This is a genomic window from uncultured Campylobacter sp., assembly GCF_905372745.1.
In the GTDB taxonomy this organism is placed as follows: Bacteria; Campylobacterota; Campylobacteria; order Campylobacterales; family Campylobacteraceae; genus Campylobacter_A.
Genome location: NZ_CAJPQR010000006.1, coordinates 56,228 through 71,218, shown reverse-complemented (window position 1 = coordinate 71,218; position 14,991 = coordinate 56,228). Strand labels below are relative to the sequence as shown.

17 protein-coding genes are annotated in these 14,991 nt (G+C 45.7%); 3 read left to right on the top strand and 14 right to left on the bottom strand.

Annotation, left to right across the window (positions count from 1 at the left end; translation table 11 throughout):
• Window positions 1–364: 364 nt before the first annotated feature.
• The 6 genes from QZ157_RS03020 to QZ157_RS02995 form a co-directional block, all read right to left on the bottom strand.
• Complete coding sequence (locus QZ157_RS03020) at window positions 365–979, bottom strand: tetratricopeptide repeat protein (RefSeq protein ID WP_295141616.1); 615 nt, start codon at window positions 977–979, stop codon at window positions 365–367.
• A gap of 16 nt (window positions 980–995) precedes the next feature.
• A complete protein-coding gene (locus QZ157_RS03015) occupies window positions 996–2,342 on the bottom strand; it encodes an FAD-dependent oxidoreductase (protein ID WP_295141613.1) in 1,347 nt (448 codons plus the stop codon).
• Window positions 2,339–2,644, bottom strand: coding sequence for a type II secretion system protein (locus tag QZ157_RS03010; protein WP_295141612.1), 306 nt, complete (start codon window positions 2,642–2,644; stop codon window positions 2,339–2,341). The genes QZ157_RS03015 and QZ157_RS03010 overlap by 4 nt, the downstream gene beginning before the upstream one ends.
• An 11-nt stretch (window positions 2,645–2,655) precedes the next feature.
• Window positions 2,656–3,756: a peptide chain release factor 2 gene (prfB, locus tag QZ157_RS03005; protein ID WP_295141609.1), complete on the bottom strand. Its 1,101-nt coding sequence runs from the start codon at window positions 3,754–3,756 to the stop codon at window positions 2,656–2,658.
• A 59-nt stretch (window positions 3,757–3,815) separates the two neighbouring features.
• The gene (locus QZ157_RS03000) at window positions 3,816–4,052 is read right to left on the bottom strand and encodes a hypothetical protein (RefSeq protein ID WP_295141606.1); all 237 of its coding nucleotides are present in this window, start codon (window positions 4,050–4,052) and stop codon (window positions 3,816–3,818) included.
• A 258-nt stretch (window positions 4,053–4,310) separates the two neighbouring features.
• Complete coding sequence (locus QZ157_RS02995; protein WP_122866427.1) at window positions 4,311–4,610, bottom strand: DUF883 family protein; 300 nt, start codon at window positions 4,608–4,610, stop codon at window positions 4,311–4,313.
• Between the two features lie 165 nt (window positions 4,611–4,775).
• Between QZ157_RS02995 and panC the strand changes: the two genes are divergently transcribed.
• From panC to tilS, 3 genes are read left to right on the top strand one after another with little or no spacing between them, the layout of a single operon-like run.
• On the top strand, window positions 4,776–5,597 hold the full coding sequence (gene panC / locus QZ157_RS02990; RefSeq protein WP_295141601.1) for a pantoate--beta-alanine ligase: 822 nt from the start codon (window positions 4,776–4,778) through the stop codon (window positions 5,595–5,597).
• Window position 5,598: 1 nt separating this feature from the next.
• Entirely contained in the window at window positions 5,599–6,906 is a 1,308-nt protein-coding gene (rimO, locus tag QZ157_RS02985) for a 30S ribosomal protein S12 methylthiotransferase RimO (RefSeq protein WP_295141598.1), read from the top strand.
• Window position 6,907: 1 nt separating this feature from the next.
• Window positions 6,908–7,906 (top strand): tRNA lysidine(34) synthetase TilS, encoded by a 999-nt coding sequence (gene tilS / locus QZ157_RS02980; RefSeq protein ID WP_295141595.1) that lies wholly within the window; start codon window positions 6,908–6,910, stop codon window positions 7,904–7,906.
• An 887-nt stretch (window positions 7,907–8,793) separates the two neighbouring features.
• On the opposite strand, the gene QZ157_RS02975 is transcribed toward tilS, so the two are convergent.
• From QZ157_RS02975 to QZ157_RS02940, 8 genes are all read right to left on the bottom strand, one after another.
• Window positions 8,794–10,146: a PAS domain-containing protein gene (locus tag QZ157_RS02975; protein WP_295141592.1), complete on the bottom strand. Its 1,353-nt coding sequence runs from the start codon at window positions 10,144–10,146 to the stop codon at window positions 8,794–8,796.
• A gap of 64 nt (window positions 10,147–10,210) precedes the next feature.
• Window positions 10,211–10,735, bottom strand: a complete 525-nt coding sequence (locus QZ157_RS02970) for a hypothetical protein (RefSeq protein ID WP_295141589.1) — start codon at window positions 10,733–10,735, stop codon at window positions 10,211–10,213.
• Window positions 10,722–11,096, bottom strand: coding sequence for a hypothetical protein (locus QZ157_RS02965; RefSeq protein ID WP_295141586.1), 375 nt, complete (start codon window positions 11,094–11,096; stop codon window positions 10,722–10,724). The genes QZ157_RS02970 and QZ157_RS02965 overlap by 14 nt, the downstream gene beginning before the upstream one ends.
• 148 nt (window positions 11,097–11,244) lie before the next feature.
• Window positions 11,245–12,240 (bottom strand): hypothetical protein, encoded by a 996-nt coding sequence (locus QZ157_RS02960; protein WP_295141583.1) that lies wholly within the window; start codon window positions 12,238–12,240, stop codon window positions 11,245–11,247.
• 55 nt (window positions 12,241–12,295) lie between these two features.
• Complete coding sequence (locus tag QZ157_RS02955) at window positions 12,296–12,748, bottom strand: hypothetical protein (protein WP_295141582.1); 453 nt, start codon at window positions 12,746–12,748, stop codon at window positions 12,296–12,298.
• On the bottom strand, window positions 12,745–13,371 hold the full coding sequence (locus tag QZ157_RS02950; RefSeq protein ID WP_363147666.1) for a lysophospholipid acyltransferase family protein: 627 nt from the start codon (window positions 13,369–13,371) through the stop codon (window positions 12,745–12,747). Before QZ157_RS02950 ends, QZ157_RS02955 begins: the two co-directional genes overlap by 4 nt.
• Window positions 13,361–14,674, bottom strand: a complete 1,314-nt coding sequence (miaB, locus tag QZ157_RS02945; RefSeq protein WP_295141657.1) for a tRNA (N6-isopentenyl adenosine(37)-C2)-methylthiotransferase MiaB — start codon at window positions 14,672–14,674, stop codon at window positions 13,361–13,363. The genes QZ157_RS02950 and miaB overlap by 11 nt, the downstream gene beginning before the upstream one ends.
• The gene (locus QZ157_RS02940; RefSeq protein ID WP_122873392.1) at window positions 14,671–14,913 is read right to left on the bottom strand and encodes an HP0268 family nuclease; all 243 of its coding nucleotides are present in this window, start codon (window positions 14,911–14,913) and stop codon (window positions 14,671–14,673) included. Before QZ157_RS02940 ends, miaB begins: the two co-directional genes overlap by 4 nt.
• Window positions 14,914–14,991: the final 78 nt, after the last annotated feature.

Sequence of the window (14,991 nt, the reverse complement as noted above, 5' to 3'; positions counted from 1 at the left end):
GCTTAAATCTAAGCCCCATTTTTTATATCTTTTATCAAATTTACTCAAATTTAGCGTTGTTTATTTTTGCTATTTGCGGCAAAGGATTGTTGTTTTAATACGCTGAAATTTACGCAGCTTTAGCTAAGCGAGTAAAATTTACCGCATATCGCAAAGATAAATTTGCGGAGTTAAATTTATGAGCGCGCGGCGTCAAATTTAACGGATAGTTTTAAATTTGCATTTTCAAGATGCGGGTTTTTGGAGACAAATTTTTAGTGGGGGGGTAAATTTGAGCTAAAATTTACAGCCGTTAAATTTAAAAAAGGCGAGCCGAATTTGACTCGCCGTAGTAAATTTAATGCCGAACTAAAAGATGTTAAATTTAGCGTTTTCTACCCATTCTTTTTAGATTATCGCATGCGGACGAATCTCCGCTAAAGCACGCCGAGCGGTAGATGTTTCTGGCTTTTGACTCGTCCTGCGCTACGCCTAGGCCGTTTTCGTATAGTACTCCGGTGTTCGTGCATGACGGGATGTCTCCTAGCTTGCAGCCTCTTTCGTATGCGCTCATGGCAGCGACGTAGTCAGGCTCTTTGCCCTCGTCGCCGGAGCGGTAAAAGTCGCCTAAATAGTAGCAAGATATCGCCCCTCCGTTCGTGCAAGAGGCGTTAAAAATCTCCAAAGCTTTATTTTTATCCCTGTCTACTCCAAGGCCTGATTGATACATATTGGCTAGGTTGGTGCAAGCTAGCTGATAGTTGTTTTGGCATGCGTTATCGTAGTATTTTTGCGCCGTTTTATGGTCTTTTAGATTTTGATAGCTGATGGCTAGATCGTTGCAAGCCGAGTAGTTACCCTTTTCGCATTTTGGCTTTAGTATATCGATCGCTCGTTTGTTAAAGTCGTAATCAGCGTTATCGCTCGCTGCTCCGCCGCCGCTTGAGGCTGCGCATCCCACGAGCAAAAGCCCGATAAAGGCAAGAAGTAAATTTTTCATTTTCTATCCTTTGTATTTATTGAAATTGTCCAAACAAATCATTTAATGCTTCGCTGATGCTAGGATGGGTGAAAATCTGATTTTTGAAAAAATCAGCACCCGCGCCAAGGGCCATTGCGACGGCAATCTCGTTGATAAGCTCGTTTGCGTAAACGCAGTGAAACGCCGCGCCTAAAATTTTGCCGCTTTTTGCATCCACGATCGCTTTTAAAAATCCCGTTTCGTTGCCGACTACCTTTGCGCTGGGGACTGCTGCTAGCGGGAGTTTTAGGACTTTAAAGTCTAAATTTTGAGCCGCCGCTCGTTTCTCGCTTAGCCCTATACTAGCTAGCGGAGTCTCGGTAAAAAGCGTGCTGGCGTGAGGCGAGCGGTTTAGCGTGCTACGTTTGCCCGCACCAAAAAGCTTGTCAAAGACGATGCGAAAATCATCTAAACTCGTGTATGTGAAAAGCTCGCCGCCGCGAACGTCGCCTACCGCGTAGATATGCGGCTGGGCGGTTTGCAAAAACTCGTTTACGAGCACGTTTCCTTTGGCGTCCGTTTGTACGCCCGCCGCGCTTAAATTTAGCTCCGCACTCGCCGCTACTCGTCCGGTCGCTAGCAAAAACGCGTCCGCTTCAAGGCATTTCGTCTCGCCGTTTTGGGTAAAAATTAGCGCGCAATCTTTTAAATTTTTAACTTCGCAACCCTCTAAAATTTCGATTCCTTGCGTTTGTAGTAGCGATTTTACGCTCTGCTTTACGTCCTCGTCCTCGTTTTTTAGCACGCCCGAGCGAGCTACGATAGTGACTTTTGAGCCAAACTCGGCAAACATCGAGGCAAACTCAAGCCCGATGTATCCGCCGCCAACGACTACTAGGTGCTTTGGAAGCGTTTTTAGGTTTAAAATCTCCGTGCTGTCGTAAGCAGAATTTGAGTTAACCTCAAAGCTTGGTTTTTCGTTAACCGAACCCGTGTTTATAACGATAGTAGGCGCGGTAAGTACGCTTTTTGAGCCGTCTGCCGCCGCGACTTCGATGCTATTTTTATCTATAAATTTAGCCGCGCCGTTTATCACGTCGATGTTTGCGTTGCCGTCGAGCATAGCGAAATTTTTAGCTCTAAGCGCGGAGACGAGAGCATCTTTTTTCTCGATACTTAGCGTGAAGTATTCGCCCGCGACGTTGTTATTTACGTATTGCGCTTCTTTGCTTAAATTTACTAGCTTTTTTGTCGGGATGCAGCCGACGTTTATGCACGTTCCGCCGTACATCTGCGCCGATTTTTCGATCACGGCAACCTTTTTGCCTAAATTTGCGGCTTTTACGGCGAGAGTTTTGCCTGCTTTGCCAAAGCCTATGACGATGATATCGTAGTTTTTCATATATTTTTTCCTAGTATGTAGTGAGTAGTTTCATTTACTTTTTTTATGTTTATCTTATTTTTTTCAGCCCAGTTTTCGATCACGTTTAGCGCGCCCGGCGTTTTGCTCGCGTTTTTTATCTTAAACACGTCCTCGCTGCCGCTCATCGCTACAAAGCCGCCAAGCGGCTTTAGGTGGTCGTTTAGCGTGATAATGCTGCTTAAATTTAACCCGTCGCAGTTGTTTAGGATGCGCTTAACCTGCGCGGCGGTCGCGTCGTTTTCGTTATAGCCTAGTTGGTTTAAAAGAGCTGAAATTTCCATATTTATCCTTTCTAGTTTATGCTTTTTTGACTTACCAAAACGCCCTCGATGAGCTTTTTTATGTCGCCGTCTAGTATCGCGTCGGTTTGGCTGTATGCCTCGCCGCTGCGGTTGTCTTTAACCTGCTGATACGGGAAAAGTACGTATGAGCGGATCTGGTGACCCCAGCCGATCTCGCTTTTTTCGATACTGCCGGCGGCCTCTTGCTGTTTCATTAGCTCTAGCTCATATAGGCGCGATTTTAGCATTTTCATCGCTGTAGCCTTGTTTTTGTGCTGGCTACGGTCGTTTTGACACTGCACGACGATGCCGGTGGGCGCGTGAGTGATACGCACGGCGGACTCGGTTTTGTTTACGTGCTGACCGCCCGCTCCGCCCGCGCGGTAGGTGTCGATTTTTAGATCTTTTTCGTCGATTTCTATCTCGATGTCGTCGTCGATCTCCGGGCTTACCATCACGCTAGTAAAGCTCGTATGCCTGCGACCCGCGCTATCAAACGGGCTGGTTCGTACTAAGCGGTGGATACCGTTTTCGGCCTTTAGATAGCCGTAGGCATTTACGCCTTTAACGATAAAACTCACGTCTTTTAGCCCCGCTTCTTCGCCCTCTTGGAAGTCCAGGGTTTCGACCTTAAAGCCTTCGCGCTCGCAAAAGCGCAGATACATGCGGTATAGCATGCTCGCCCAGTCGTTACTCTCCGTGCCGCCCGCTCCCGGATGTATGGTGACGATGGCGTTTTTGCCGTCGTCCTCGCCGCTAAGCAGCATAGAAATCTCTAAATTTACTATCTTATCCTCAAGCTCGCCAGCCTCGGCAAAGAGCGAATTTATCGTCTCTTCGTCGTTTTCAGAGTTTGCCAGCTCATATAGTTCCTTTGCATCGTCTACGGCGCTTTTAGCGTTTAGGAAGCTATTTAAGATATTTGAAATTTTCGTTTTTTCCTTGCCGATGGCGCCCGCTTTTGCGATATCTTGCCAGAAATTTTGATCGTTTTCTAGCTCCTCGATCTCTTTTAGGCGAGCTTTGATACTCTCGGGCTTTACGACGCCCGCGATATTTTCTACTTTCGTGTTTAGGGTTTTTAGAAGTTCCGTGTATTCGTAATTATCCAAATTTTAAGACCTTTTTTGTGCTTTTTGGCGTGATTATAACATATTTGGATTAAGGTTGTTTATAAAATTTTATTTAGGGTAGGTATTATGAAATGTTTATCTATTATGGATATCAAGGCTTGCTTAATATTGCCTCTATTGATTAGGCTAAGCTCTGTTGAAAAGTTTGGTAGTGGGTCATTTAGTAATAAATTTAGTTTAGCCTCTTCGAGTTTTAGCTTTTTTTTATCTGTGTTTTTGTTCTCTAGCATCGATACCACTGTTCTTAGCTTTTCTTTTGTTATATCACTTTGCACGGAATACCTTGTATACGATAATTGAAGATAAAAAAGCTACAGCAGAGCAGGAAAAATACGCCCAAATTTCCCCAATAGTTTTTTCAAGGAGCGTGTGTAGCCCCAGTAAGAAAAATACCAAACCTATAATGCAGATTACGCTAGTTATCGTATTCAATAAAACCGAATTGGCGCTCCTTAAAAAAGAGCACCTGATGTCGTCGGCTTGAGCGTCTACGAGCTCTACTACCGAAACTATAAATTCAGATATGCCGGCCATTATTTTTTTAGCAACCAAGCGGCTAAAAATCCAACGCCTGCAGCGATAGCAATGCTTTTTATCGGGTCTTGCTTTATTGCGTCGTTTACGTTTTCTATACCGTCTTTACCTTTTAGTCTTAGATCGTCTATATATTTTTTAATTTCGTCGCTATTTAGTTGATCTAGGATTTTGTCTTTAGCAGATTCTGCGCGTTGTGTACCTGCGTCTTTAATGGACTTTACAATGTCTTTTAAGTCTGTTTTTAAAGAGTCGATATCTTTTTTTAAAGACTCCAAATTTATCTCTTGAGTAGCCATTTTTGTTCCTTTTTTGTTATTTTGGAGCTAAAGCTCGTGAGAAGAATTTTATTATTTATTGATTAATACTCGCTAAACAGACTGCTGCTTAGACTTAATTTATACCTTTAGTTTTTTTTGATATAATCTTTAGTCTTATATTTCTATAATTTTAAAGAAGAGAAAATGCAAATTTTAAGAACAGTAGAACAGCTGCGAGATTTCGTCGCGGCAAATCCCGAAAATATCGGCTTCGTACCCACTATGGGCGCGCTTCACGACGGACACGCTAGCCTCATAGAAAAGTGCGTGGCGGAAAATAAAACCGCGATCGTTTCGACCTTCGTAAACCCGGCGCAGTTTTTAGCCGGCGAGGACTTTGAAGATTATCCGAAAAACGAACAAAACGATGCTAAAATTTGCGAGGAGCTGGGCGTACATGCGATGTTTGTGCCTGAGGCTAGGGAGCTATATTTTGATACCGAGCCGCTAATCAGCGCGCCTGAAAATTTAGCAAGCGTACTCGAGGGCAAGACTCGCCCCGGGCACTTTGACGGCGTGCTTTGCGTGCTAAACAAGCTCTTTAATCTAACAAACGCAAAGCGCGTCTATATGGGCAAAAAGGACGCACAGCAGCTACTCATCGTGCGTAATTTCGTCAAGACCTGTTTTTTAAATTTAGAGATCGTGCCTTGCGAGATCATTCGCGCGCGAGACGGACTGGCGCTTAGCTCGCGAAACGCCTACCTAGACGAGGGGCAAAAGCTAGAGGCGCTTAAGCTTTCGCATTCGCTTAAAAAAGCCTCAAATTTGATCGCGGCAGGCGAACTAAACGCACAAACGATAAAAGGCGAGATGCTACAAACCCTAGAACCGCTAAACGTCGACTACGTCGCGATCGCGGATAGAAATTTAAACGAAATCTCGCTAATAGAGCCAAACAACACCATTATCTTAGTCGCCGCGTACGTGGGCAAAACGCGTCTGATCGACAATCTGTGGGTATAAGATGGGCAAACTTCACTTAGTATCATTAGGCTGTAACAAAAATCTTGTGGACTCCGAGATCATGCTCGGACGCCTCTCAAACTACGAGATCACGTCAGATGTCGCCTCTGCCGACGTCATCATCGTAAATACCTGCGGCTTTATCAACTCGGCGAAAGAAGAGAGTATCCGCGCGATCCTTGATATGCACGAAGCGCGTAAAAAAGGCTCTTTGCTCGTGGTCACGGGCTGCCTCATGCAGCGCTACCGCGAGGAGCTGATGAAGGAGCTACCGGAGGTCGATCTTTTTACCGGCGTTGGAGACTACGACAAGATCGATGAAATCATCCTAAAAAAGCAAAATTTATTTAGCCCGGATACCTACCTGCAAGCAAGCGAAGAGCGCGTGATAACGGGCTCAAACTACCATGCATACATCAAAATTTCAGAAGGCTGTAATCAAAAATGCAGCTTCTGCGCGATCCCGACCTTTAAGGGCAAGCTAAAATCCCGCTCGCTCGAAAACATCGTAGACGAGGTGCAAAAGCTCGTAAAAAAAGGCTACTACGACTTTAGCTTCCTCTCGCAGGACAGCAGCTCGTATATGCGCGATCACGCAGTTAGTGACGGGCTCATCTCTCTCATCGACGCGGTCGAGAAGATCGAGGGCGTCAAAACCGCGCGCATACTCTATCTCTATCCTAGCACGACCTCAAACGCGCTAATTGAGCGCATCATTGCCTCGCCCGTGTTTGCGAACTACTTTGACATGCCGATCCAACACTCAAGCGAGAAAATGCTAAAAATCATGAGGCGCGGAAGCGGCGCGGCGCGGATCAAAGAGCTTTTAAATTTGATGAAAAGCGCGCCTGATGCGTTTTTACGAACAGGCGTCATCGTCGGACACCCGGGCGAGGGCGAAGCCGAATTTGACGAGCTTTGCGCGTTTTTGCAGGAGTTTAAATTTGACCGCGTTTCGGCGTTTGCATATTCGAAAGAGGAGGACACGCTCTCGTACGAGATGGAGCAGGTGCCCGCCAAAATCATCTCAAAGCGCCTAAGTAAAATAGAAAAGATCACTCGAGCTGCGATCGAGGCAAGCTTCGCGCAGGAGCTGGGCAAGAAATTTATCGTTTCGCTAGAGGGCGAAAGCAGCGAGGGCGAGATGTTTTACGCCGCGAAAAAGGCGCTGTGGGATAAGGACATCGACGGCGAAATTTTGATCAACGAAAGCGACGTGGAGCAGCTAGAAACCGGCGGTCGCTACTGGTGCGAGATCACGCAGGTAGCGGGCAGCCAAGCGCTAGGCAAGATCACGGCAAAGGCGTAGGATGCTAAACGCGCCCGTTTTGCATAAGCTAAAATCGGGGCGAAATCTGCTTGCATTTTCGCACGGCGTCGATAGCACGGCGCTTTTTTACATTCTGGACGAGGCGGGCGTGAAATTTGACCTTGCGATCGTGGACTATAACGTCCGCGCGCAGAGCAAGGACGAGGTCGCCTCGGCACGAGATCTGGCGGCTAAATTTAACAAACAAATCTACGTAAAAAGCGTGCAGCTGGGCGAGTCAAATTTCGAGCACGAGGCGCGCGCGGTCAGATATGAGTTTTTCGGCCAAATTTGCCGTGAGCAGGGATATGAAAATTTGATCTTAGCGCATCAGTTTGATGATAAATTCGAGTGGTTTTTGATGCAGCTTGGGCGCGGCGCAGGGCTTAGCGAGCTGCTTGGCATGCAAGAGCTTGAGACTCGCGAGGACTATATGATCGCTCGTCCGCTTTTAGGCGTGCGAAAGTGCGAGCTGGAGCGGTTTTTGCGTAAGCGAAACCTAAAATACTTCACCGACGAGACGAATTTAACGGAGCAGTTTAAGCGCGGTCGCGTTCGTACAAAATTTAGCGAGCCGTTTTTAAACGAGTACTTTAGTGGCGTAAAAAAGAGCTTTGAGTTTTTGGCGACCGATGCGTTAAGCTTAACTCCCGAAATTTCTAATCCCGCACCTAAAATTTATCTCGTAAAACGAGGCGCAAACGAGATTCGCGGCGCAGATCTTGCCTGCAAGCGGCTAGGACTCGTACTAAGCGCCGCACAGCGAAACGAATGTGCTCGCTGCCTAGAAAACGGCACTGACTGCGTGCTAGGCGGCAAGGTAGCCGTCGGGGCTGGCGAAAAATTTATCCTCACGACGCCTTATGTCAAAGCCGCGATGGACAAGAAATTTAAAGAAGCGTGCAGACGGCTTGCCATCCCGCCGATAAACCGCGGATTTTTATTTGCCGAGGGCGCGGATCTTGCGCTATTTAGCGAGCTTTCTTGCGTATTTGCTTAGCTTGCTATTTGCGATAGAGCTGCGAAAAAAGACGGCGCAATTTCGTTTCGAGCCGATACTAAACGAGCTGACGCCTATTTTTCAAGGGCTCGAAATTACGGCTATTTTGAAAATATCTGCAAATAATGCAAGCGGTGAGAATATGCCGCATCTTTTCGCATGGCTCTCGTCGCCAAAGCAAAATTCCTAGCGCGGTTTTTACCGAGTCGGTCTGCTCTGGCGCGCCGAATGTGACGTCTTGGCGCGATTTGGCGGCGGCATGGGCGATATTTAGAGTTGTTTTTCGTGACTAAAAGCGCGCACGGCGGTACGTGGTTAAGCGCAGCTAGACGGTTTGCCGCAAAAAGCTAATGTTTTAATTTCGCTAGCTCAAGCAACATTTTAGGCACGATTTGACAGAGGCGTTTCATTTTTAGCGCGTTAAATTTACGCTATTTTTAAATTCGTCCGTCGTAGCGGGTTTAATATACGGGGCGAATTTGAGCGTAAAACTGCCGGCGTCGCATCGCGGCTCAAGCGCAAAGCCCTTTTCTAGAGAACCAAAAACGCCGCGTCCGAAATCTTTAAATTTATCGCCCTAAACGTAATCTCTAAAGCGCAAATTTAAGCATACGAAATCAGGTTAAATTTAACTTTCGCCGAGTTTGTTGCGGCTTTTTGCGGGCAATGCGCTAGCCGCAAACGATAAAAAGCGACGCAAAATTCGCCTCGGACGCGAGAAAAAAGAAGGTTCGCGCAGCGATTTTTAAGCAAAGAGCGGCAGATATCGGTCGACGGTAAGGCGCCTTTAACCTGCCTAAGCTATTTTAATACGGACTAAAACGATCGACGTTTTACGTGAGGGGGTTGCAAAATTAAATAGACGAAAATCTCGAAGCGACGCCTTACTACTCCCCGTACTTTTTCTTTAGATCGTCCCACGTCACCAGCGTGCGTTTGCCCTCTAGGCTGCGGATGCGCGTGACGTCTTGCATCATCTCTAGCACCCCCTTAAATATGCCGTTTTCGTCGCGCACGGCGGCGTAGTAGATGTAGATAAATTTGCCGTGAAGCTCCAGCCAAAAGTCGATCTCGTCACGCTCGCCCTTGCGAAAGGCGTCGATGATCTCCAGCACGCTAGCTACGCTTTCGCGCGGGTGGCAGTTTTTCACGTCGCGCCCGATGACGCCGGCACTTCGCGGAAATACGCGGTGCTTGGTGTCGGTGTAAAATTTCACGATCTCGTTTTCGTCGACGAAGGAGAGGTCGACTGGCATGTGTCTATAAATGAGGTTAATTTGCTCCAGCGTGAGCTTGCCCGTGGCGACATCAAAAACGGCATTTTTATCGCTGCTAGCGTTTGGATTTAGTCCGTATTTACCCATCAAATTTGACAGCTCTTTTAGGAAATTCGGATTTAAAACCGCTTCGTTTAAGTTGCTGTTTTGTAAATTTGCCGCGCTTAAATTCAGCTCGCTTTGCAAATTTACGTCCTTTAAATTTGACTTCGAGTCGCCGCCGGAGTCTAAATTTAACGGATAAAATTCGCTCGGCTTTTCGATGAGAAAATACCCGATCTCGTCATCGCCGCGTCTCATCGCGCGAAACTCATCTTCGCTGATCATCTCCAGCGACGTCGGATAGAGCGCCGCCTCCTCGCGTGCGAGCAGGTCGAGCAGATTTTCGTAGATCTCGTGCTGAGCCGCGATAAACTCATCCGCCTTGCCTTCCTCTAGCAGCTCGCGCGCTGCGGCGATACCGTCGCGAACCTTGTTATCAAAGCTCCACATAAAGCGCGACGGGCGATCAAAGCCCTTGTTTTCGAGCATCGAGTAGAGTTGGTGCTGTTTTCTGGCAAAGTGCGTCCTGTTAAAGCTGCCCAGTTTGTCGTAAATTTCAAGCCACTCGTTTTTGATAAATTTCTTTTTTAACAGCTCTTTTGCCTTTGCGATTAGCTCGCGCGCGGCGTCGTTTTCGCTGATGTAGGTAGCTACGGGGTGGTCTTTTGGCAGCTGCGGGCGCTCGGCAGTTAGGATACCGCGCAGGATTTCTGATAGCTCGGCGGCATTTTCGTCGATAAACTCGCTCTTAAAGCCTAAATTTAGCAAATTTGCGCGCACGTTTTTAAAATCTGCCGGCGTGAGTTTCGTTAGCTCCGATTTTGCAGCTTTTCTAGAGGCTAAAAAATTTGCCGTTCCGTTAAGATAATCCCTTAAAATCGCAGTCGCCGAGGCGATGGCGGCATTATTAAATTTAATCATTTTTTATCCTTGCTCTAAATATTTTAAAGAGATTTTAGCGAGAAATAATAAAGTCGGGTTTGATTTATCTTAAGCCGTAGATTTTGACGTTAAATGCTGCGCTTATCTTGTCGCCGTCTTTTTGCATTTCGATAGGAAAGTCGATTTTGACGACGTTTTCATAGCTCCGTAATGCGTCTATAAAGTCGTAAAGTCTGGACGGAGTTTTTATCGTCGCGGTTATCTTTAGCTCGTTTATCAAAAACGGCTCGCTTTGAGATATATTGCTATTTTTAGACACTACCGAGTCTAGATACTGCGATACGAATGTTACGAATTTACCTTCATCAAATTTATTTTCAAAAGCATCCAGCGCCGCTTTGTTATCCGATTTTAGTTTGTCTAGCGCCTCTTGCTTACCGTTATAAACCTGATTTATCTGCGTTGAGGCGGTACTTTGTACTCGGTTATCGTATTTTATCCGCTTGTATTCTTGGATATTCGGAACCAAAAAACCAAAAATCATAATGAGGCAAGCGCTAATAAAGACGAGTATATATATGAGTAGTTTAGTAACATCTATATTTTGCAAACTTCTATCTTTGCTCATTTTGATCCTCGTAGTTATCGGTTTTGTTTGTACTGATGAAATTTAACCAGCCGTTAGGCAGCTGGTAAAAAGAGGTGTTTGACGTGCTAAAAATCGATTTTAGCGGCGTAGCCAGCAGCATATTAAAAACATCTCGGCTAGGCGTAGTTCCTTTTACGACGAGCGAATTTTCGTCCATAGAAATTTCTTCTAAAGTTATACTTTGAGGAACTAAGTCTAGTAGATTTCGCACGCTTTGCTTTAAAAGCGCGTTTGACGAGGCTATCTGAGCCGCAACGTCTCGCCTTTGCTTTAAAAGCTCGGCTAATTCGTCTGCTTGATTGATGCGCTGTTTTGTTTGCTCTATATTTTGCTTTAGCATTTGCGTTTCGTTTCGTAACGTCTGATTTTTAAAAGCGATAGCAAAATTTACCGCCGCAAAAATCAATACAACCGAGATTATCAAAAATATCCAAATTTTATTAAAAAGATTTAAAATGGGCTTTTTTTGAGGCTTTATAAAGCTATAACTAGTCATTTTTCAACTCTTTTATCATTAGTTCCGCCATTATTTTTTGTGTATTGACGGGATAGACCTCGGTTTTAACCAAAAGTTCGTTTTGCAAATAGTGTAAAAACGTAGCGCTCGTCCTCTCCGTAGCGTCAAAAATCACGACGTCTTCGATAAAATCGCTTTCATATAGCGGATTTGTGTAAAATTCCTTAAGCGCTAGCGAAATATAGCCGTACATACTCATATCTCGGCCAAATATCGACACGGAGGTCGCTACGTCCGTGGATGCGGGCATGTTTATATCATATCCTAGATCCTCAAACTCATCTGCCGAGCCGTCTAATTTTAGCAGCTCGTCTAGGCTCTCTACGCCGTCAAAATTAGCAAAGTCTTCATCTACGCTCTCGATAAAATCGTCTATTTCGCTGCTTCGAACCTTATCAAATGCCGTTTCTTCGCTTGACTCTTCCAGTTTGCAGACGGCGGCGAATTTGGAGATATTTTTATGAACGATGCAAATGGCGCAAATTTCACGGTGCGCATAGACGTAAAGCGCGTTTTTGCCTACCAAATTTTGGCTAAGAATTCTATCGTGAATGAGAGCTAAAGGAGAATAAAGCAGGCTCACGTCCGTATCGCCGAATAAATTTTCAGCCTTTTTTACGTCCTGCGTTTTTACGTAAAATATCCAGCCTGGCGCCGGATTTATGAAAGTTAGCTCCTTTGGATCTATGCCCGTTTTTTCAAGAGCGCTCATATTTTTAGGACCGACCGCGCCTTGAGATAAGGCGTCAAAAAAGAGCGAAACATAAACCCATTTATATTCTTTTTGCAGATTTTTTAGATACTCTTTTGCCCTTGCCGATACCGCGCCGGTATCGTCGTTATCAAACTCCGATTTTACGGTTTTTAGCAGTTTTGAGCCCTTATACGCTTCGCCGTAAAATAGGCACTTCTTGGACTCGGTAACGACGCTAAGATATAAGACGCTAAAAAAACTGCGCAGTGACAAGCTCTCTCCTAAAATTTACGATTTTTTATCATATCTAAAATGTTATTAAATATAATTAAAATAGCTCCGTTTGCAAGGTTAAAAATTTATCTCTTATCCGCATCGCCTCTTCTTGCAGATCCGCATCGATCAAATTCGACGGCTTTAGCTCTTTATAGTCGCTCACGGCGATATCGCACATCATGCGAATTTTATCCAGATTGGCTTTGCTTATTTTGCCTGATTTGCTGATTTTTTGGATATTTTCTAGATAGCCGTTTGAACGGGCGATATAGGTGGCGTATTTTTGCGAGATTTCGCTTTGCACCATCACGGTGTGGGCGAGTTTGTTGTAGACGTCTTTGTGATAAGCGGAGCTAGAAAGTTTATAGGCGGTTTCATAATCGCCCGTTTCGTAGTAAAATTTGGCTCCAAGCGCGTTTTTATAAGACGGACTAAGCGTGATAAACGAGATAAAAGCGGCCGCCAAAAGCGCTCCGATAGATAAAACCACGGTCTTTGAGCTCATTTTTCCATCTCCTTTTTTATTAGCTCTCTTGCGTCTTCTAGCTCCATGTCCGTCACGCTAAAAGGCGGCGAGAGCGTGTAAGAAATCTCGCTAAAAGGCTTTGGGATTATCATTTTATCCCAGCTTTTTAGCTGCCAAAATTTACTCGCTTCGTAGTTTAAAATTTGTATTTGCGCATTTTGCTTTTGCGCGATGACGACCGCGCCGTCGGCTATGCTATGATAGGGGCCGCGCGGGCCGTCCGGGGTGATGATGACGTCGACGCCGCTTTTTAGCTCTCTAAAGCTTTGCGCGAGGGCCTTTACCGCGCCTTTTGAGCTACTGCCTCTGATGGCGCCGATACCGAAAAACGAAATCACGCGTGCGATGATCTCGCCGTCTTTGTGGTCGCTTATGATGACTTTGGCGCGTCTTTGCGGATTTTGGTCGTTTTTCCACCAGTGCATGTAGGCAAAGCTCATCAGCGCTAGCCTGCCGTGCCAAAACAGCACGACGCAGGGCCCGTTTGTCAAATTTGTCTTAGAAAAGCTCTTTTTGCAGGTTAAAAATATAATCCAAATAAAAAAATAGATAATGCGCGGGGCTAAATTTATAAAAACGCTTCGTTTAAATTTAGCCCACAAGCTCACCGTAAAGCACCATTCTCTTTGGGTCGTTCACGCGCACTTTTAGCGTCTTGCCCAGCAGCTCTTCGCTGCCTGCGACTTGAACGAGAAAGTTATTAAAGCTCCTGCCGGCGACCCCGCCGTTTGCGCGAAGCTCCTCAAAATATACGTCGAAAATTTTACCTTTTTGCTCCGCGACGATTTCGTCTAAAATCTCGTTGTGGCGGCTTTGTAGGCGGGTTAGGCGGGCGCTTGCGACGGCGTCCGGGATTTGATTGGTAAATTCCGCCGCTTTAGTCATCGGACGAGGCGAATACTTAAAGCTAAAAATTTGCTCGAAACGCACTTTTTCCAGCACGTCCATCGTGTCCTCAAACTCCTCTTCGCTCTCGCCCGGAAACGCCACGATGATGTCGGTCGAAATGCTAACCTCAGGGCACATCGCGCGCAGTCTAGCTGCTCTGTCTAAAAACCACTCTTTTGTATATCCGCGCTTCATCTCGCGCAGGACTTTGGTGTTTCCGCTTTGAAGCGGCATATGCATGGATTTGCAAATTTTGGGATTTTGACTAAAGATTTCTAAAAATTTATCGTCCATATGAAGCGGATGTGGGCTGGTAAATCGTATGCGCTCGACGCCCTCTATCTCGCTAATCTTTACGAGTAGGTCGCTAAAATCGATCTTCTCGTGCGCGCCTGAAAATCTCTTGCCGTAGTTGTTTACGTTTTGCCCGAGCAAGAAAATTTCCTTCGCTCCGCCCTCGGCGGCTTTTTTTACTTCGCGCAGGATCAAATTTGCCGGGATCGAGATCTCGTCGCCTCTGGTGTGCGGGACGATGCAGTAGGTGCATTTTTTATCGCAGCCGATCGAGATATTTATATGGCTTTTATACGGCGAGCCGCGAAATTCGCCGAATGCGTACTCGCTCTCGTCGTGATTTATGTCGGTGCTGATAAATTTAGGCGTCTTAACGGCGGCTGAAATTTTACTGACGTTTCGCGCGCCCAGGACGAAATCCACGTAAGGCGCTCGTTTAAAAATTTCGCTTCCCAGGTGGCTTGCCGTGCAGCCGCAAACTCCGATTTTAGCGCCCGCTTTTTTTACTTTTTCAAAGCTTCCGACTTCGCTAAAAAGCTTATGCACGGGCTTTTCGCGCACCGAGCAGGTGTTGATGAGGATGAGGTCGGCCTCGGAGATATCGTCCGTTAAATCGTAATTTTCCTTTTCTTTTAGTTCGGCGACGATATGCTCGCTGTCGCGGACGTTCATAGCGCATCCTAGCGTTTGGATAAATACCTTTTTGCTCAAAACTCGCCTTATAAAATATGCACTTCGTACATGTAGTCGTTTTCGTCTAGGCCGTAGCGAACGGTGCGGTGATAGACGCTAAGGCCTTTTTCCTCGAAAAATTCAACTAAAGCGATGAGTTGTTTGTGGCTATTTTCTCTGTCGAAATAGAAAATTTGTTGCGGATCTTTAGCGAATGCCGCTTCGATTTTTTCAAGAGAGATCGTTTTTGGTTTGGCGTCAAGTTGCGTTCTAGCGAGTTTTAGCTCCATTTTTAATCCTTTGAAATCTTTAATTTAATCTGTGAATATAGCAAAAACATCTTAAAAAACGCATTAAACTTCTTAAAA

Bases quoted from the DNA above. Each gene is read 5' to 3' on its own strand.
- QZ157_RS03015 (WP_295141613.1), bottom strand. From the start codon at position 2,342: ATGAAAAACTACGATATCATCGTCATAGGCTTTGGCAAAGCAGGCAAA.
- tilS (WP_295141595.1), top strand. From the start codon at position 6,908: ATGCTAAACGCGCCCGTTTTGCATAAGCTAAAATCGGGGCGAAATCTG.
- QZ157_RS02975 (WP_295141592.1), bottom strand. From the start codon at position 10,146: ATGATTAAATTTAATAATGCCGCCATCGCCTCGGCGACTGCGATTTTA.
- QZ157_RS02965 (WP_295141586.1), bottom strand. From the start codon at position 11,096: ATGCTAAAGCAAAATATAGAGCAAACAAAACAGCGCATCAATCAAGCA.
- QZ157_RS02970 (WP_295141589.1), bottom strand. From the start codon at position 10,735: ATGAGCAAAGATAGAAGTTTGCAAAATATAGATGTTACTAAACTACTC.
- panC (WP_295141601.1), top strand. From the start codon at position 4,776: ATGCAAATTTTAAGAACAGTAGAACAGCTGCGAGATTTCGTCGCGGCA.
- QZ157_RS02955 (WP_295141582.1), bottom strand. From the start codon at position 12,748: ATGAGCTCAAAGACCGTGGTTTTATCTATCGGAGCGCTTTTGGCGGCC.
- rimO (WP_295141598.1), top strand. From the start codon at position 5,599: ATGGGCAAACTTCACTTAGTATCATTAGGCTGTAACAAAAATCTTGTG.
- QZ157_RS03020 (WP_295141616.1), bottom strand. From the start codon at position 979: ATGAAAAATTTACTTCTTGCCTTTATCGGGCTTTTGCTCGTGGGATGC.
- QZ157_RS02940 (WP_122873392.1), bottom strand. From the start codon at position 14,913: ATGGAGCTAAAACTCGCTAGAACGCAACTTGACGCCAAACCAAAAACG.
- QZ157_RS03010 (WP_295141612.1), bottom strand. From the start codon at position 2,644: ATGGAAATTTCAGCTCTTTTAAACCAACTAGGCTATAACGAAAACGAC.
- QZ157_RS02995 (WP_122866427.1), bottom strand. From the start codon at position 4,610: ATGGCTACTCAAGAGATAAATTTGGAGTCTTTAAAAAAAGATATCGAC.